This window comes from Methylobacterium sp. EM32, from assembly GCF_040593685.1.
Taxonomy (GTDB): domain Bacteria; phylum Pseudomonadota; class Alphaproteobacteria; order Rhizobiales; family Beijerinckiaceae; genus Methylobacterium.
The window spans coordinates 1-18,000 of record NZ_JBEXZS010000219.1 but is presented as its reverse complement, the minus strand read 5'-3'; the positions used below and the strand labels follow the sequence as shown (position 1 = coordinate 18,000).

Annotated in this window: 16 protein-coding genes and 1 pseudogene; 11 read left to right on the top strand and 6 right to left on the bottom strand. The window is 71.6% G+C overall.

Features of this window, described 5'->3' with window-relative positions; translation table 11 throughout:
- Positions 1-58: 58 nt before the first annotated feature.
- On the bottom strand, positions 59-484 hold the full coding sequence (locus tag ABZT49_RS28305) for a hypothetical protein (protein WP_355291076.1): 426 nt from the start codon (positions 482-484) through the stop codon (positions 59-61).
- A gap of 26 nt (positions 485-510) precedes the next feature.
- Positions 511-951, bottom strand: coding sequence for a DUF6538 domain-containing protein (locus ABZT49_RS28300; RefSeq protein WP_355291074.1), 441 nt, complete (start codon positions 949-951; stop codon positions 511-513).
- 204 nt (positions 952-1,155) lie between these two features.
- Between ABZT49_RS28300 and ABZT49_RS28295 the strand changes: the two genes are divergently transcribed.
- Positions 1,156-1,578, top strand: a complete 423-nt coding sequence (locus ABZT49_RS28295) for a GNAT family acetyltransferase (protein ID WP_355291072.1) — start codon at positions 1,156-1,158, stop codon at positions 1,576-1,578.
- A gap of 239 nt (positions 1,579-1,817) precedes the next feature.
- Here the strand turns inward: ABZT49_RS28295 and ABZT49_RS28290 are convergent, their stop codons facing one another.
- Positions 1,818-3,074 (bottom strand): deoxyguanosinetriphosphate triphosphohydrolase, encoded by a 1,257-nt coding sequence (locus ABZT49_RS28290; RefSeq protein ID WP_355291070.1) that lies wholly within the window; start codon positions 3,072-3,074, stop codon positions 1,818-1,820.
- A 118-nt stretch (positions 3,075-3,192) separates the two neighbouring features.
- Between ABZT49_RS28290 and ABZT49_RS28285 the strand changes: the two genes are divergently transcribed.
- From ABZT49_RS28285 to ABZT49_RS28275, 3 genes are all read left to right on the top strand, one after another.
- Positions 3,193-3,519, top strand: coding sequence for an iron-sulfur cluster assembly accessory protein (locus ABZT49_RS28285; protein WP_093566294.1), 327 nt, complete (start codon positions 3,193-3,195; stop codon positions 3,517-3,519).
- 32 nt (positions 3,520-3,551) lie between these two features.
- Entirely contained in the window at positions 3,552-5,420 is a 1,869-nt protein-coding gene (locus tag ABZT49_RS28280) for a hypothetical protein (RefSeq protein WP_355291068.1), read from the top strand.
- 369 nt (positions 5,421-5,789) lie between these two features.
- Positions 5,790-5,963: a hypothetical protein gene (locus ABZT49_RS28275; RefSeq protein WP_355291066.1), complete on the top strand. Its 174-nt coding sequence runs from the start codon at positions 5,790-5,792 to the stop codon at positions 5,961-5,963.
- Positions 5,964-6,061: 98 nt separating this feature from the next.
- Here the strand turns inward: ABZT49_RS28275 and ABZT49_RS28270 are convergent, their stop codons facing one another.
- The 3 genes from ABZT49_RS28270 to ABZT49_RS28260 form a co-directional block, all read right to left on the bottom strand.
- Positions 6,062-7,597, bottom strand: a complete 1,536-nt coding sequence (locus ABZT49_RS28270) for an undecaprenyl-phosphate glucose phosphotransferase (RefSeq protein ID WP_355291064.1) — start codon at positions 7,595-7,597, stop codon at positions 6,062-6,064.
- Between the two features lie 167 nt (positions 7,598-7,764).
- A complete protein-coding gene (locus ABZT49_RS28265; RefSeq protein ID WP_355291078.1) occupies positions 7,765-8,928 on the bottom strand; it encodes a glycosyltransferase family 4 protein in 1,164 nt (387 codons plus the stop codon).
- Between the two features lie 220 nt (positions 8,929-9,148).
- Positions 9,149-9,721 (bottom strand): polysaccharide biosynthesis/export family protein, encoded by a 573-nt coding sequence (locus tag ABZT49_RS28260; protein WP_355291062.1) that lies wholly within the window; start codon positions 9,719-9,721, stop codon positions 9,149-9,151.
- Positions 9,722-10,082: 361 nt separating this feature from the next.
- Here ABZT49_RS28260 and ABZT49_RS28255 point away from each other — a divergent pair, with 361 nt between their 5' ends.
- The 7 genes and pseudogenes from ABZT49_RS28255 to ABZT49_RS28225 form a co-directional block, all read left to right on the top strand.
- Positions 10,083-12,506 (top strand): GumC family protein, encoded by a 2,424-nt coding sequence (locus ABZT49_RS28255; RefSeq protein WP_355291060.1) that lies wholly within the window; start codon positions 10,083-10,085, stop codon positions 12,504-12,506.
- Between the two features lie 153 nt (positions 12,507-12,659).
- Complete coding sequence (locus ABZT49_RS28250) at positions 12,660-12,977, top strand: hypothetical protein (RefSeq protein ID WP_355291058.1); 318 nt, start codon at positions 12,660-12,662, stop codon at positions 12,975-12,977.
- A gap of 137 nt (positions 12,978-13,114) precedes the next feature.
- A complete protein-coding gene (locus ABZT49_RS28245) occupies positions 13,115-14,047 on the top strand; it encodes an ATP-binding cassette domain-containing protein (protein ID WP_355291057.1) in 933 nt (310 codons plus the stop codon).
- A gap of 104 nt (positions 14,048-14,151) precedes the next feature.
- Positions 14,152-14,982 (top strand): tryptophan synthase subunit alpha, encoded by an 831-nt coding sequence (gene trpA, locus ABZT49_RS28240; RefSeq protein WP_355291055.1) that lies wholly within the window; start codon positions 14,152-14,154, stop codon positions 14,980-14,982.
- Between the two features lie 61 nt (positions 14,983-15,043).
- Positions 15,044-15,991: an acetyl-CoA carboxylase, carboxyltransferase subunit beta gene (accD, locus tag ABZT49_RS28235; protein WP_355291053.1), complete on the top strand. Its 948-nt coding sequence runs from the start codon at positions 15,044-15,046 to the stop codon at positions 15,989-15,991.
- A 99-nt stretch (positions 15,992-16,090) separates the two neighbouring features.
- Positions 16,091-17,416 (top strand): folylpolyglutamate synthase/dihydrofolate synthase family protein, encoded by a 1,326-nt coding sequence (locus tag ABZT49_RS28230; RefSeq protein WP_355291051.1) that lies wholly within the window; start codon positions 16,091-16,093, stop codon positions 17,414-17,416.
- Positions 17,417-17,643: 227 nt separating this feature from the next.
- A pseudogene (locus tag ABZT49_RS28225) lies at positions 17,644-18,000 on the top strand (porin family protein); the annotation flags it as partial.

The window sequence follows — 18,000 nt, the reverse complement described above, 5'->3', positions numbered from 1 at the left end:
GCCCATTCCTCATCAGACACGTCGGATGGATAAGCGGGGCGATCAGCACTCATCCACCTCAACGCTCACGCTCCATCATAAGTTCATAACACGCTCTTAGGGCGTTGATGATGGAGATATCCCGCTCCCGTGGCAGGCGGATGCCCGTCAGCAGCTTACGCACCTCAGCATCGGTGAAGGGTCGCTTCTGAGCCGTGGGCATGTCGCGGCGCTGAGGCACGTTTGCTGAGATGGACTGTCCCGCCCACGGGTTCACGGTGATGCCGTGTCGCTTCACCAGCCACTTCCAATAGGAACTCAGGCAGGTAATGTGCTTATTGGCTGACTTCGGGTGCTTCTTCGTGGCGATGAAGCTGTCATGGATGAAGCGACCCGCTACCCGTGAGGTGATAGCCTCCACGGTCTTGTTCGTCCGCTTCTCTGAGCACCATGCTTCGAGGAGGCTCAGGGCTCTCCTGATGTCTTCCCGGTAGCCGGGTGACATATCATGGCGCTCCTCGAACCAACGATCTACAAGGACGTGAGAGGTGTTTGGATGCCAAGGGCGACAGCAGCAAAGGTCTGTCCTGCATCGTACCCGTGCTTCTGCTCAACCTCGTCCACCCGGTCTGAGAGCACTTCGCGGATGGATACGGGAGTTTCAGCAGCCTCAGTGCCGCTGACGACCTTCTCACCTTCATCCTCTCGCTCGACCAACTCACGCCACTGTAGGGCCTCGTTGGACAGGTCAGCCCTAACAGCTACCGAACGGGTACCGTCCAGGGACGCACGAAGGCGCTTGATCACGTCCACCTTCTCCCGCTCAGCCTCAAGCGGGTCGGTGGTGTTCAGCGTCTCCTTGAGCTTCGTCTTCCCGACCTTCGCCACCATGGAAGGCGGTACGCGAACGACGACACGGATGCGGTTGCCGTGCCATTCGAGGTGCATCCCAAGCTTCTTGTTCGAGGGCATGTGAAGGGGTATTCCAACGTGATGTCCCCCACGTCGTCCCCCATTGTGTCCCCCAAATCAAGGCCGAAAAAGGCTGCAATCTCAATGGCTCAGGCACTTAGCGACCTCCTGGAAGCGCGTCCCTCTCTCTCCGCCAGGATTTCTTCCCCGATATCAGCCCCGATGATCCGTCCGAGCGCGTGATACCCGGGACGAGCGCCCGACATGACCCCGACGATTCGCGAGATCGAGGATGCCGACATACTGGCGGTGATCGCCCTGTGGCACGAAGCCGGCGTGGCGCGGCCCTGGAACGATCCGGCCACCGACATCGCCTTCGCACGCCGCGGCCCGCACGGCACCGTCCTGGTGGCGGAGGCGGACGGGCGCATCCTCGCCAGCGCCATGGCCGGCGAGGACGGACACCGCGGCTGGCTCTACTACGTCGCGGTGACGCCCGGACAGCAGGGCAGCGGGCTCGGGCGGCGGATGGTCGAGGCGGCGGAGGCCTGGCTCGCGGCGCGCGGGGTCTGGAAGGTGCAGCTGCTGGTGCGCCGGGAGAATGACGGGGTGCTCGGCTTCTACGACCACCTGGGTTATCGCGACACCAATGCGGTCTGCCTGCAGAAAGTGATTGCGAAGGGGTGATCGGGATTTGAACCGGCGGCGGAGCCTGTTCAACAGTCTTGAAGCCCTCCGCGTCATTCCGGGGCCGCGCAGCGGAGCCCGGAATCCAGAAACTCCGGTAATTCAGAAGAAGACGGGACGGTCTCCAAATTCTTCTGAACCATCCGCGGCTCTGGATTCCGGGCTCCGCTGCGCGGCCCCGGAATGACCCGGTGGATGGCAGTCCTGTCGCGCGGATCGAGAGGCGCTCGCACGACCCCTCACCCCTCCAACCCCGGCCAGATCACCCAGTGCAGGTCCGGCGTCTCGGGAAACAGCCGGCGGTGCTGGCTCACCGCGTAATTGTCGGTCATGCCGGCGATGAAGTCGGCGACGCGGCGCGGGGTGCGGGGATCGTCGGAGCCGGCGAGGCCAGCGCTCCACTCCTCGGGCATCCGGGTCGGGTCGCGCCGGAAGGTGGAAAAGAGGTCCTCGACGATCGAGGCGGCGCGCCGGCGCACCGCCATCACGCCGGGATGCCGGTACATCCGGGCGAACAGGAAAGTCTTGATGTCCCGGTCGGCCGCCGCCATCGCCTCGGAGAAGGCGACCACCGGGCCCGCGGCGTGGCGGATCGCGGCGGCGTCGGGGGGCTGCAACGCGGAGAGGCGCCGCTCGGCCTCGGCGATCACGTCCTCGACGAAGCGGGTGATGACCCGGCGGGCGAGCTCGTGCACCACCCGCGAGCGCTCGAGGCCCGGATAGGTGCGGCGGATCTCGTCCAGGAGGCCGGCGAGGAACGGCACCTCCTGGAGGTCGTCGAGGGTGAAGAGGTCGGCCCGCAACCCGTCGTCGAGATCGTGGGCGTCGTAGGCGATGTCGTCGGCGAGCGCCGCCACCTGCGCCTCGGGGCCGGCGAAGGTCGCGAGCTCCAGGTCGTTCTGGAGGTTGTACTCGGTGATCGCCACCGGGATGCCGCTCGTCGCGTAGTGCGGCGTCGGCCGCCCGTCCCGGGTCAGGAGCGGGCCGTTGTGCTTGACGAGGCCCTCGAGCGTCTCCCAGGTCAGGTTGAGCCCGTCGAAGGTGGCGTAGCGCCGCTCCAGCCGGGTCACCAGCCGCAGGGCCTGGGCGTTGTGGTCGAAGCCGCCGTGATCGCGCATGCAGGCATGCAGCGCATCCTCGCCGGTATGGCCGAAGCAGGTGTGGCCAAGGTCGTGGGCCAGCGCCAGGGCCTCGGCCAGGTCCTCGTCGAGGCCGAGCGCGCGGGCCAGCGCCCGGGCGATCTGGCTCACCTCCAGGGTGTGGGTGAGGCGGGTGCGGTAATGGTCGCCCTCGTGGTGGACGAAGACCTGCGTCTTGTGCTTGAGGCGCCGGAAGGCGGCCGAATGCACGATCCGGTCACGGTCGCGCTGGAAATCGGTGCGGGTCGGCGAGGGGCTTTCGGGAATCAGCCGCCCGCGCGACGCGAACGGATCGCTGCCGTAGGGGGCCCGCCAGCGCTCGCCTGTCCGTCTCACGTCACAGCTCCCGTTCGTCATCCGTGCGCCGCTGTTGCACGCGCACGGCACCCTTGCCTCTCATGCGCCGCAGTTGCGGCTCACGGCCGGCATTCTTATGTTGCCTTCGCACGCCGGACCCCCACCCGAGAAGCCGTCGATGACCCCGATCACCCTGACGTCCCGCGCCGCCCGCCGCATCAACGAGATCATGGGCGCCGAGCCCCCCGGCTCGATGCTGCGCATCAGCGTGAATGGCGGCGGCTGCTCCGGGTTCCAGTACGCTTTCGACATCGCGAAGGACCGCGCCGCCGACGACCTCGCGGTGGAGGTCGATGGCGCCACGGTGCTGGTCGACCCGACCTCGCTCCCGTACATGGAGGGGGCGACGATCGACTTCGTCAACGACCTGATCGGCCAGTCGTTCAAGATCGAGAACCCGCAGGCCACCGCCTCCTGCGGCTGCGGCACCTCGTTCTCCCTTTAATACCGCCTGCCACAAATCCGGGACGCTCCGCCATGACCCGCTCCTCCACAACGGGCGTGGCCCGGGCCGCGCTCGGCGCTCTCGCCTGCGCGACGTTGACGGCCGCCCTGCCGGTGCGGCCGCCCTTCGCCGGCCCGGCGCTGGCCCAGACGACCCCGACCCAGGATGCGGCGGCCCAAGGTGCCGCGGTCGGCGCCACGGTCGCCCTCGACGAGGTCGTGCTGCCGCTCGGACTGGTCACCCTGAAGGCGCCGAAGCTCGAGCTGCGCGGCACCGCCCTGTCGCGGGACGAGGCACGGGCGATTCTCGATCCGGCCGGGCCCGCGCCGTGGCGGACCCGCCTGGACAAAATCTCCGCCCGCGAGATCGTGATCCCGGTGCTGCGGGTCGAGCAGCCGACCGGCGGGCGCGTGCAGGTCGCGGTCTACCATGACGTCGTCGCCCGGGACGTCGCGGCGGGCCGGATCGGCACGCTGGAGGCCGGGGGCGCCACCCTGACGGTCGAGGGGCCGGGCCCCGACGCCGCCGGCGCCTACGGCCGCTTGAGCGCCCGCGAGATCGACCTGCCGGGCCTCGCGCGCCTGTTCACCGAGACGGGCGGCCCGGATGCGGCCCCGATCCGGATCTATGGCGGCGTCACCGCCGAGGACATCGCGCTCACCAACCCCGACGGGGCCTCCCTGCGCATCGCCCGCATCGACGCCCGCGACCTCACCGGCCGGCCGACCACGATCCCGTGGGCGGAGTCGGTGCGGGCGCTCGCGGAGGGCGCCGGCGGAGGAAACGGGAATTCGACGGGACCGGAGCGCTCCCGCCTGTCGGGCCTCGCCGCCGATCTCATCGATGGGATCGGCGTCGGCGGGCTGGAGATCAGCGGCGTCACCTTCGCGGCGCCGGGCGGCGGCAAGCGGCCGAACCCGGTCCAGGCGAGCCTCGCCCGCGTGACCTACGGCCTCGAGGACGGGGCCGGCCGGATGAGGGCCGAGGGCCTGTCCGTCGACGCCCCGGCCGGCCGCGTCGCCCTCAAGGGTCTGACCCTCTCGGGCCTGTCGCTCAAGCCGGTGCTGGAGGGCCTGCGCCGCGCCGCCGCCGGCCCGCTCGAACAGGCCGAACTGCGCCGCTACGCTCCGGGAATCGGCCGCATCGCCGTGGAGGCGCTCGACGTCGACCTGCCGGCGCAGCCCTCGGCCGACAATCCGCAGCAAGATCCGCTGAAGGCCGCGGGCCCAATGCGCTTCGCCGTGCGCAACGCCGACCTCGCCATGAGCGACCTGCGCGACGGCGTGCCGACCGCCTCGCGCCTCGCCTTCGACGGCTTCACCTGCGCGGTCCCGCCCGGCACCACGGCGCCGGTCCTCGCCGACCTCGCCGGCCTCGGCTACACCAGCCTCGACCTCTCCGGCACCGCCGAGACCCGCTGGGACGAGGCCGCCCGCGAGGTCATCGTCAAGAACGTGACGCTCACGGGCAAGGACATGGGCACCGCCCGGATCACCGGCACGATCGGCGGGATCGGCAAGGAGGTGTTCGACCCCGAGCCGATGGTCTCCTCCCTGGCGCTGCTCGGCGCCAGCGCCAAGTCCCTGGGCCTCACCCTGGAGAATGGCGGCCTGTTCCAGCGCTTCGTCGATCAGCAGGCCAAGGCGCAGAGCCTCAAGCCCGAGGAGCTGCAGCGCGAATACGGTACCGCCGCGATGCTGGGGATCCCGGCGGTCCTCGGCGGCTCGCCCTCCGCCAAGGCGCTGGGCCAGGCGGTGTCGCGGTTCGTGGTCAAGCCCGGCCGCCTCTCGGTGAGCGCCGCCGCCAAGGATCCGGCCGGCCTCGGGCTGATGGATTTCAGCACCGCCCCGAGCCCCGGCAAGATCTTCGACCGCCTGACGGTCGACGCCACGGCGGAGTAGCGGCGAGCCCGGTCATCCGGCCGGGCTCGCTGGCGATGCCTGGAGCCCTCAGTGTCGGTCTGGCGCACCGGAATGCGCAGCTCCGAGTCATCCCGGGGCTCGCCGAAAGGCGAGAACCCGGGATCCATAACCGCCGACGCTTCAGCAGAGGTCGGAACGCGCACGCTTCGTCCGGTATCGCCAGCGGTTATGGATCCCGGGTTCCGCTACGCGGCCCCGGGATGACAAGGAGGATGTGAATTCGGTGCGGAGGCTTTGAACCGGATCGGAGGTCTCTCCGCCGCAACACGGCACGCAATCACCCTGCAACGGCGCTGTCGCACAGGTCCCTCCATCGACGGTCCGACGCGGCCGGGTGAAGGAAGAGCGATGCTGAACGTTGCAAGGATCCTGTTCGTCGCCGTCATCCTGATCGGCCCGACCGGCCTCACCCCCGCTTGGTCGGCCCATATCGTCCCGATCGATCTGGCGGGCGGCACCGCGGCGAAGGCGCCCGGTTCGGAGAGCACCTGCCCGCTGCGGGCGTGGCCCTATATCGGCTGACGAAAGAGGCCGGCCCCGAGGGGGACCGGCCCTGCATGGCCGCCGGGCCGGCCCGGCGGCGGCGCCGGGGAAACGGGGACTTGGGATCCCCTCCCCGCTCAATACGCGTTCTCGGTCTTGAACAGCGCCAGCGGGGTCATCGCCAGGATCTGCAGGTCGAAGAACACCGACCAGTTCTCGATGTAGTACAGGTCGTGCTCGACGCGGCGCTGGATCTTCTCGTTGGTGTCGGTCTCGCCGCGCCAGCCGTTGATCTGGGCCCAGCCGGTCATCCCGGGCTTGACCTTGTGGCGGGCGAAGTAGCCGTCGACGATCTGGTCGTAGAGGGTGTTGGCAGCCTTGGCCTGGAGGGCGTGCGGGCGCGGCCCGACCAGGGACAGCTCGCCCCGCACCACGTTGATCAGCTGCGGCAGCTCGTCGAGCGAGCTCTTGCGGATGATGCGGCCGACCCGGGTCACCCGCGGATCGCCCTTGGTGACGATCTTGTTCGCGGCGTAGTCGCACTGGTCGATGTACATCGACCGGAACTTGTAGATCTCGATCACCTCGTTGTTGAAGCCATGGCGCTTCTGCCGGAAGAAGACCGGGCCCGGCGAGGTGAGCTTCACGGCCAGCGCCACCGCCAGCATCACCGGCGAGAGCAGCAGCAGCAGGACGGCTCCGACCGTACGGTCGAACACGCCCTTCACCACGACGTCCCAGTCGGCGATCGGGCGGTCGAACACATCGAGCACCGGCACCGAACCGAGATAGGAGTAGCTGCGCGGGCGAAGCCGGAGCTTCGAGGCGTGGGCCGAGAGGCGGATGTCGACCGGCAGGACCCAGAGCTTGGCCAGCATCTGGAGGATGCGCGCCTCGGCCGAGATCGGCAGGGTGAACACGATCAGGTCGACCTTGGTGCGCCGGGCAAAGGTGACGAGGTCGCTGACCGTGCCGAGCTTCGGGTAGCCGGCGACGACGTCGGAGGAGCGGCCGTCGTTGCGGTCGTCGAACAGGCCGACGACCTTGAGGCCGGAATCGGCTTGCGCCTCGATCGCCCGGATCAGCGCCTCGGCCGGCTCGCCACCGCCGACGATGGCGACGCGCCGGTCGAAGCGGCCGCGGCGCATCTGCGCGCTCACCACCAGCGACAGGACCAGCCGCTCGGCCACGAGCAGCGCCAGGCCACCGCCATAGACGGTGCCGAGCCACAGCCGCGAGTAGTTGTCGCCGAGCTTGGCGAAGAACAGCACGGTGGCGGCGAGCAGCATCACCAGCGACCAGCCGAGCACGACCCGGGCGCCGACGCTGAAGAAGGCCCGGAACGCCCGGATGCCGTAGGCGCCGAGCGTCTGCAGCACCAGCACGGTGAGGCCGGCGAGCCCGAGGATCGCCGCGACGTAGCCGAGATGGAGCGGCACCGTGCCGGCGAGGAGCCAGCGCTGGGCGCACAGGCCGGCGAGCGCCACGAGGACGAACTCGACGGCCCGGACGCAGCCGGTGAACACCACCGGCGAGACGACCGGGTCCGGCCGGACCGGCGCCACCGTCTCGGCGGGCGGCACGGCCTCGCGCTCCGGGCCGGAGCGACCGAGCGGCCCGGCCGGGTCGGCCGCCACCGTCTTGAGGATGTCGCGGACGTCGAACGCACTCATGGCACGATTCCGGGCTCGGTCGTGACGGGGAAAATCCCGCATCGTCCGGGGGTTAGGATTGCGATCCTGCCTGGAAGCCCTGACGGAAGGCTTAAGGGGACCGCGTCGGGTTTGTCGAAAATCGGCGGCATCGGGGCGCGAGGCCCGGTGGACACGCCCGGCGCGTCCTACCGCCGGGCCCGGGCGGCGGCGTAGCCGGCGAGTCCGTCCTGGGCCATCCGGTCCATCGAGAAGCGGCAGCGGATGAAGGCGCTGAGCGCCGCGGCCTCGCCGGCACGCTCCTCCGGATCCTGGTCGATCTTGCGCAGGATCGCTCCGCCGAGGGCGACGACGTCGCGCGGCGGCACCAGGGCCGGCGCGGCGGGGCCGAAGATCTCCGGGATGCCGCCGACATCGGTCGAGACCAGGGGCTGGGCGGCGGCGGCGGCCTCAAGGATCACGTAGGGCAGCGACTCGGCGAGCGAGGGCACCACCATCACGGTGGCGCGGCTGAGCGCGGCGCGGATCGGCTGCGGCGGCTCGAACCGCACGTCCTGGGCGAGGCCGAGGGCGGCGACGCGCTCGCGCAAGGAGACCTCGTCCGGGCCGGAGCCGACGACCAGCAGGGTCAGGCGCCGCCCCTGCTCCCGGCGCAGGCGCGCCAGGGCCTCGAACAGCACCGGCACGCCCTTCGCCTCGCGCAACTCGCCGATATAGACGAGGTCGAACGGCTCCGCGGCCGGGGTGATCGGGGCGAACTCGGCGGCCGAGATGCCGTTGTGCACCACCCGCACCAGACGCTCGGTCGGGCCGACATAGGCGCGGTAGCGCCCGGCGATGTAGTCGCTCTCGAACAGGAAGACGTCGGTGCGGCGGGTCAGCAGACCTTCAGCCATCATGTAGAGGCGGTGGAGCGGCGTACCCGGGCGATAGTTGAAGCTGCCGCCATGCGGCGTGTAGGCTCGCACCGGCTCCGCCTCGCCGAGCGCCGGCACCAGGCGGGCGAACAGGCCGCCCTTGGAGCCGTGCCCGTGCAGCACCGTGGGCTTCAGCCGGCGCACGAGGCCGGAGAGCGCCGCGAGCGCGGCGAGGTCGCTCGGATGCGGGTTGCGGCGCATCGGCAGCCGGGTGATGCCGAGGGAGAGGTGCGGCGCCAGGTCGGAGAGCACCGCCTCGGCCCGGGCGCCCCCGGTGCTCGCGTCGCAGAACAAACCGACCGCGTGGCCGGCCTCCGCCTGCAGCCGCGCGACGTCGAGGACGTGGCGAAAGAGGCCGCCGACCGGGGCCCGGAAGACGTGCAGGATCCGCTCGCGCGCGGCGGCCGCGGGCGGCGGCACCGGCGCGGCCACCATGGGCGCGGGGTCGGCGTCGAGGCGGAGTTGGGAGGCGGCCACGGGCATGTCTCCGGAGACGGATGGCGGCGCCGCGGCGCGCGGCTGCCGATATCTCGCCTAAGGCCCGTGGGCATGAAGTTAAGCGAACGGAGGGAAGTCCAACGCGGACCGCGATGGATGAGGGCGTGGTTAACCGCCGGTCAGCGCAAGTCCAAGGCTTCGCGCGATCCGTCAGATGTCAGAACCACCGCTCCTTGACGACGATCGTGTCGCCGGGGCGGACTGGGTAGGTCATCGGCACGATGCCCGAGACGAGGCCGGCCGGCCCCTCACGGGTGAGCACGGCGTAGTCGCGGGCGGCACGGGGGCCGAATCCCGCGGCGATCGCCACCGCGGTCTCGACCGTCATGCCGCTGACATAGGGGTACTGGCCCGAGGTGGTGACCTCGCCGAGGATGAAGAACGGCCGGTAGACCTCGACCTCGACGGTGACGTGCGGCTCGCGCACGAAGCCTTCGCGCAGGCGCGCCTCGATGGCGCGGGCGGCCTGGGCGGTCGAGCCTCCGGCGACCTTGATCGGGCCGATCAGCGGCATGGCGATGCGCCCGGCCCCGTCCACCGCGTAGATGTTCGAGAGGTTGTCCTGCCCGAACACGATCACCCGCAGCCGGTCGCCGGCGGCGAGCGAGTAGGCGGCGCCGATCGAGCCGGTGCCGGTCTCGTCGAGGAGTGCGGTGCGGTACTCGGGACGCAGGCAGCCGCCGAGCGCGAGCGTGGTCGCCAGACCTGTGAGAAGGGCGCGTCGGTTCATCGCTTCCGGCCAGTTCAAGTCGTGTCGGTCGTCTTGTCCCCAGGCCTAGAGTGTCGTGGTTAATGAACCCTGACCTGCCGGCGCCGGCCGGCGGACCGGCACAGAGGATTTGGGTCTTAACTGCACGGCAACCTTAATCGAGTGTGCTGGCGGCAAGGCCCGGTCTGGGCCAGCCCCGCCTCCTCATCGACGGTCCGCAATGCCCCGCGTCTTTCCCTTCGCCGAGCGGCCGCATGCCCGCCTGACTGACCGCCTGGCCGGCCGGGGGCGGCAAGATTCCAGGAGCGCGGATTCCAAGAGCAAGGATTCCACGGGCAAGGACGCGCAGGATCCCGGCGCCGAGACCAGGGCGAGGACCAGGATGGGACGAAAGCAGGCGACGTTCGGCGGGACCGACATCCCCGACACGACGACCCGGGAGCGCGGGAGCGAGGACGGGCTGACGATCGGCGATGTCGGCCGGCTGCTGGGCCGGCGCTGGCTCGTCATCCTGTTGCCGACCGTGGCGGCCTTCGGCCTCGCCGTGGCCTTCGTGCAGGTCGTGCCGCCGCGCTACACGGCGGAAGCGAAGCTCCTGCTCGAGAGCCGCGACAGCGCGCTCACGCGGCTGCAGCAGGACCGGGGCGAGCTGCCCCAGCCGATCGACGAGCAGGCGGTGGCGAGCCAGGTCCAGGTGGTGATGTCGCGCGACATCGCCCGCGAGGCGATCAAGAGCCTCGGCCTCGTCGGCAATCCCGAATTCGACCCGATGGTCAACGGCGTCGGCGGCCTCCAGCAGGTGCTGGTGATGCTCGGCCTCGCCCAGAACCCCCTCGACCGCGAGCCGGTCGACCGGGTGCTGGAGAAGTATTTCGAGCGGCTGCTGGTCTATCCAGCCGGCAAGTCGCGCATCCTGACGATCGAGTTCCGCTCGAAGGATCCGGAGCTCGCCGCCCGGGCGGCCAACACCATCTCGGACCTCTACCTGTCCTCGCTCGCCGCCGCCAAGGTCGATACCGCCCGCTACGCCTCGACCTGGCTCGGCACCAACATCGAGACCCTGCGCAGCCGCGTCGCGGAGGCCGAGGCGAAGGTCGAGGCGTTCCGGGCCCGCAACGGGCTGATCGGCAGCGGCGGCACCGCAAACCAGCCGCTCGCGGCCCAGCAGCTCGCCGAGATCTCGACCCAGCTGACCCAGGCCCGCGCCGCCCAGGCCGATTCCGGCGCCAAGGCCAAGCTGATCCGCGAGATGATGCGGGACGGCCGCGGCTTCGAGATCCCGGACGTCGCCAACAACGAGCTGATCCGCCGCCTCGTCGAGCAGCGCATCGGCCTCAAGGCGCAGCTCGCGCTCGAGGCCCGCACCCTGCTGCCGCAGCATCCGCGGATGAAGGAGCTGCGGGCCCAGCTCGAGGGACTGGAGACGCAGATCCGCGCCGCCGCCGACCGCGCGGTGCGCACGCTCGAGAACGATGCCCGCATCGCCGGCAGCCGGGTCGATAGCCTGCAGGCGGCGGTGGACGCGCAGCGCACCGTCGTCGCCAAGGCGAACGGCGACGAGGTCGAGCTGCGCGCCCTGGAGCGCGAGGCGAAGGCCCAGCGCGAGCAGCTCGAATCCTATCTCGGCCGCTTCCGCGAGGCCGCCGCCCGCGACGCGGCGAGCGCCGCGCCGGCCGATGCCCGCGTGGTCTCCCGCGCGGTGGTGCCCGACCTGCCGTCCTTCCCCAAGAAGCTGCCGATCATCCTCTTCGCCACGGTGATCGCCCTGCTGTTCGCCATCGGCAGCGTCGTCGCCAAGGCGCTGCTCGCCGGCGATCCGCCGGGCCGCGGCCGCGGCCGGCCGCCCCTGCGGCGGCCGGAGACCGAGCCGGTGCCGGAGGCCCCCTTCGCGACGGCGCCCGTCTTCGTCCCGGCGATGCCGGCGGCGGCCTCGGCAGCTCGCCCGGCCGAGCCGGAGGTGGCCGCTTCGCCCGCGCCGCTCCCGCCCGCCGAGCCGCTCGTCGCCGCCGCGCCGGTCCTGGCCGCCGCGCCAATCCCGGCGGCGAAGACGATGCCGGTCGCCGATCCGGTGTCGTCCGAGGCGGTGCCGTCCCAGCTGGCGTCGTCCGCGGCGATGCCGCCGGCCGGGCCGGTGGCGCCCGCCGCGACGGTCCCTCCTGTCGAGGACGCTCCCCTTACCCCTGCCCCGGCGCAACTGCCCTTCGAGGCCCGCTACGACCTCGACGTGCTGGTGGCGCGCCTCGACGCGATCGAGACCGCGGGCGGCGGCCGGCGGGTGCTCCTCGTCGGCACCGGCAGCGAGGCCGATCACGACGGCCTCGCCCGCAGCCTCGGCCGCGTCGCATCCCTGCACGGCCGCGCCCTCCTGGTGCGCCTCGACGAGGCGCAGGAGGACCGTCCGGGCCTGATCGACCTCGTCGCCGGCCGGGCCGACTTCACCACCGTGATCCGGCCCGATGCTGGCCCGCGCCTGAACCTGATCGGCCGCGGCCACGGCGGGCCTGAGACCCTGGTCGCCGGGCGCGACGCCCTCGGCCTGACCTTCGACGCCCTCGGCGAGGCCTACGACTGGGTGATCGCCTGCATGGGCGACGGCTTTGCCGCCGGGACCTGGCCGCTGGTGAGCGCGGTCTCTTCCTGGATGGACGCGGTGGTGATCGCCTCGAACGCCGAGGCCGACGATCCCCGCCTCGTCGGCCTGTACGACACCGCCGAGGCCGCCGGTGTGCCGGAGGTGATCGTGGCCCAGGACCGAGCACCGGCCGAGATACCGGCGCCGTCCTTCGGCCTGCGCCGGACGGCCTGAGCGGGCGCGCGATCCCCGCAAGCCAGCCGGCGCAGGCCGCCCCGGATGCGCCGATCGGCGCCGGTGTCCCTCCGGGCGGAAAACATGCATAAGGTGAGCGAACGCCCCTTTCCGGCCGCCCGCCCCCCGAGCGGGCGGCCCCGAGACCCCGCCATGCGCCTCCTCCTCGCCACTGCCCTCCTCGCCCTCGCCGCCGGCACCGCCGCGGCGCAGACCGAGACGCCCGCCCCGCTCGGATCCGCGCCTGCCGGCGTCACCGCTCCCGACGCGACGCCGACGCCCCCCGCGACCGGCCGGCGCCAGCCCCGCCGGGTCGAGGGGGCGGGTCCCGCGGGCGCGGCCAAGCCGGCCGCCGCGAAGGCCGATCAGGCGGATTCCCTCCGCAAGGCCCAGGCCGCCACCGCGGCCCGCGACAAGGCCTGGGACAGCCGGATGAAGCGCACCCTCGGGTCGATCTGCCACGGCTGCTAAAGCATTTTCCGACGAAGTGGATACCGGTTCGTCGAGAGAAAATGCGGCATAATCAATGAGCTGGAACATCGTCCGATCGCAGCGCGATCGGACGATGTTCCGGAGACAGACCAGGATCCCGACCGGAGGCGCCGCCGATGATCCGCTTCGAGGGCGCTGGAAAGACCTATCCCGGGCAGGCCCGGCCGGCGCTCGACGCCCTCGACCTCACGGTCGAGGGCGGCACGACCTGCGTGCTGATCGGCCCGTCGGGCTGCGGCAAGTCGACCGCCCTGCAGATGGTCAACCGCCTGGTGGTGCCGAGCACAGGCAGGGTCCTGGTCGAGGGCCGGGACGTCGCCGGGCTCGACCCGATCTCGTTGCGCCGCCGCATCGGCTACGTGCTCCAGGGCGTCGGGCTGTTTCCGCACCGCACGGTGGCGCAGAACGTCGCGACGGTGCCGGGCCTCCTCGGCTGGGCGCGAGCGCGGATCACGGAGCGGGTCGACGCGATGCTCGACCTCGTCGGCCTCGACCCGACGGAGTTTCGCGACCGGCGGCCGGACGCGCTCTCAGGGGGCCAGCGCCAGCGCGTCGGCGTCGCCCGCGCGCTCGCCGCCGATCCGCCGGTGCTGCTGATGGACGAGCCGTTCGGCGCCGTCGATCCGGTCGCCCGCACCCGCCTGCAGGACGAGGTCCGGGGGATCTTGGCTAAGCTCGACAAGACCGTCCTGATGGTCACCCACGACATCGACGAGGCGGTGCGGATGGGCGACACCGTGGCGCTAATGCGCGACGGGCGCCTGGTCCAGGCCGCGGCGCCCGCCGCCCTGCTCGCCGCTCCCGCCGACGCCTTCGCGGCGGAGTTCGTCGGCGGCGACCGGCTGCTGCGCCGCCTGTCCCTGCTGCCCGCCCGCGACCACGCCGAGCCGGGCCCCGCCGGCGACGTGCCGCGCCTGTCCCCCGACGCCTCGCTGAAGGACGCCCTGGCCTTGATGCTGGCGAGCGGGCAGGAGCGGGTCGGGCTGGAGGAGGGATCGGTGAGCCTGTCGCGCCTGCGCGCCGCGGCGGAGGCCGCTCCGCCGGCGTGAAACTTTATCTGCGGCCCCCGATGGTGTAGGCGCGGCGATCCGTTCCGCCCGTCCGCGGCGCGCGCCCATCCGCGGGCGCGCCGCCGCCCCCGAGGTCGCCCCCGATGTCCACCCGCCTCGCCGACACCTTCGCCCGCTGCCGCGCGGAAGAGCGCGCCGCCCTCGTCACCTACGTGATGGCGGGCGACCCCGATGCCGAGACCTCGCTCCGGATCCTGCGCGCCCTGCCGGAGGCAGGCGCCGACATCGTCGAGTTCGGCCTGCCCTTCACCGACCCGATGGCGGACGGGCCGGCGATCCAGGCGGCGGGCCTGCGGGCGCTGAAGGGTGGGCAGACCCTCGCCGGCACCCTGGAGCTGGTGCGCCGCTTCCGACAGGAGAACACCGGCACGCCGGTGATCCTGATGGGCTACTACAACCCGATCTACACCTACGGCGTCGCCCGCTTCCTCGACGACGCCAAGGCCGCCGGCATCGACGGGCTGATCGTGGTCGACCTGCCGCCGGAGGAGGACGACGAGCTCTGCCTGCCGACGATCGAAGCCGGCCTCGCGTTCGTCCGGCTCGCCACGCCGACCACCGACGAGGCGCGGCTGCCGGCAGTGCTCGCGAACACCGCGGGCTTCGTCTACTACGTGTCGATCACCGGCATCACCGGCACGGCGACCCCGGATTTCGGCGTCGTCGGCGCCGCGGTCGAGCGGATCCGCCGCCACACCGACCTGCCGGTGGTGGTCGGCTTCGGCGTCAAGACCGGCGAGCACGCCGCGGCGCTCGCCGGCCACGCCGACGGGGTGGTGGTGGGCTCGTCGATCGTCGCAGCCCTCGCCGGGACGCTCGACGCCGAGGGCCGCGCGGGGCCCGGCTCGGTCGAGGCGGTGACGACCCTCGTGCGCGAGCTCGCCGCCGGGGTGCGCGCCGGGCGCGCGGGCTGACGCCGCGATCCCCATCGCGATCCCTATATCACCGACACGAATCGACGACCGAGGAGCGATCATGGTCGAGGCGATGAACTGGATCTCCGAGGTCGTGCGCCCGAAGATCAAGACGCTGTTCAAGCGCGAGACGCCGGAGAACCTCTGGGTGAAGTGCCCGGAGACCGGCCAGATGGTGTTCCACAAGGAGGTGGAGGCCAATGGCTGGGTGATCCCGGGCTCGGAGCACCACCTGCGCATCACCGCGCAGCAGCGCCTGAAGCTGATGTTCGACCAGGGCACCTGGCTCGACGTGCCGCTGCCCGAGGTGGCGCCCGACCCGCTGAAGTTCCGCGACGAGAAGCGCTACGCCGACCGTCTGAAGGACGCCCGCACCAAGACCGGGATGACCGACGCGTTCAAGGTCGGGTTCGGGCGCGTCTCGGGCCTGCCGATGACGCTGGCGGTGCAGGATTTCGGCTTCATGGGCGGCTCCCTCGGCATGGCGGCCGGCGAGGCCTTCGTGCGCGGCGCCGAGACGGCGCTGGAGAAGCGCACGCCCTACGTGCTGTTCGCGGCCTCCGGCGGTGCGCGGATGCAGGAGGGCATCCTGTCCCTGATGCAGATGCCCCGCACCACCGTGGCGGTGCGACGGCTCAACAACGCCCGCCTGCCCTACATCGTGGTGCTGACGAACCCGACCACCGGCGGCGTCACCGCCTCCTACGCGATGCTCGGCGACGTGCACCTCGCCGAGCCCGGGGCGCTGATCGGATTCGCCGGCCCGCGGGTGATCGAGCAGACCATCCGCGAGAAGCTGCCCGACGGCTTCCAGCGCGCCGAGTACCTGAAGGAGCACGGCATGGTCGACCAGGTCGTGCACCGGCGCGACCTGAAGGGCACGATCGCGGGCCTGTGCGGGCTGCTGATGCAGGTGCCGGCCGGGACCGCGGAGGCCGCGGCGCAGCCGGAGGCCCGGCAAGAGACCAGGCAAGAGGTCAGGCAGGACGCCAAGCCCGTGCCGGCGTGAGGCGACGCCCCTGATCCGCTCGCGCCCCGCCGCCGGACCGGCGGCGGGCCAGGTCTTCCAAGTTCCCCCGCGAGACCGAGTCCCCCCGCGAGACCGACGATGGAATCCTCCGACGCCCTGATGGCGCGCTTCCTCGCGCTGCACCCGCGCACCATCGATCTGTCGCTCGGCCGGATCGAACGCCTGCTCGCGGCGCTCGGCCAACCGGAAAGGCGCCTGCCGCCGGTGATCCACGTCGCCGGCACCAACGGCAAGGGCTCGACCATCGCCACCATGCGGGCGATCCTGGAGGCCGGCGGCCTCTCGGCCCATGTCTACACCTCGCCCCACCTCGTGCGGTTCCACGAGCGCATCCGCCTCGGCGCGGTCGGCGGCGGCCGCTTCGTGCCGGAGGACCGGCTGGCGGAGGCCTTCGCCCGCTGCGAGGCGGTGAATGCCGGGGCGCCGATCACGGTGTTCGAGATCACCACCGCGGCGGCCCTGCTGCTCTTCTCCGAGGCCCCCGCCGACGTGCTGCTGCTGGAAGTGGGGCTCGGCGGCCGGGTCGACGCCACCAACGTCATCGACCGGCCGGCCTGCGCCGTGGTGACGCCGATCGGCCGCGACCATGCCGAGTATCTCGGCGACACCGTCGAGGCGGTGGCCGGCGAGAAGGCCGGCATCTTCAAGCGCGGCTGCCCGGCGGTGATCGCGCCGCAGGACTACGCCCAGGCCGACGCGGTGCTCTGCGCCCGGGCCGAGGCGGTCGGTGCCGGGCCGATCCTCGTCGGCAACCAGGATTTCTCCGCCCACGAGGAGCGCGGCCGGCTGGTCTACCAGGACGCGGACGGGCTCCTCGACTTGCCCCGGCCGAAGCTCGCCGGGCGCCACCAGATCGTCAATGCCGGCACGGCGATCGCGGCGCTCCGCGCCGCGGGTTTCGGCGATATCGGCACCGAGGCGTTCGAGGCGGGATTGTCCGCGATCGAGTGGCCGGGCCGGCTGCAGCGCCTGCGCCGGGGCCGCCTCGCCGGCCTCGTCCCGGCGGGCGCCGAGCTCTGGCTCGACGGCGGCCACAACATCGACGGCGGGCGCATCCTGGCGGCCGCGATGGCGGACCTGCAGGAGCGCGGCGACGCGCCGCTCGTCCTCGTCTCCGCCCTCCTCGGCACCAAGGACGCGGAAGGCTTTCTCGCCAACTTCGCCGGCCTCGCCCGCTTCCTGGTGGCGGTGCCGCTGCCGGGCCAGATGGCGGCGCGGCCGGCCGAGGAGGTGGCGGAGATCGCCGGGCGGGTGGGGCTCTCCGCCGCGACGGCGCCGAGCCTCGAGGCGGCTCTGGTCTCCTTGGGCGATCGGGCCTGGGAGCGCCCGCCGCGGGTGCTGATCTGCGGCTCGCTCTACCTCGCGGGCGCCGCGCTCTCCGCCAACGGCACCCCGCCGACCTGAGACGACGGCCGTTCTGCAACGACCCGTTGCAGAACGGTGAATCGGAGGGAACGGGACAACGGTTATATGAGCGGGGAAACCCGGGATGATTCGCCGGCAGGCTTGACATTGCCCGGCCTCCCGCCGCCTTCCGTGTCGTTGCCGCACCGATGTGGCTGAACTGCTACATCGTGTGCGAGGGAAATGGTCTAGCTTGGCCTCGATCGGGGAACCTGCTGGGGACCATCATGAAGAAACTCCTGAGTGCTTTCGCTGCCTTCACCGCGCTGACCGCCGCCGCTTCGGCCGCGGACCTGCCGCGTCGCGTCGCTCCGCCGCCGGTCTTCACGCCGGTGCCGGTCTTCACCTGGACGGGCTTCTACGCCGGTTTTAACGCTGGTTACGGCTTCAACACCGCTGACACCCGCGCCCCGACCGTCGTCGGCGTGCCGGCCGGCGTGAACGCCGCCAGCAGCGTGTTCGTCACCGGCGCCGGCGTGCCCACCACCGGCGTGCTCGCCTTCGGCAACCGCAACAGCAACGACGGCTTCGTCGGCGGCGGCCAGATCGGCTACAACTACCAGTTCACCCCGGGCTCGGGCGTG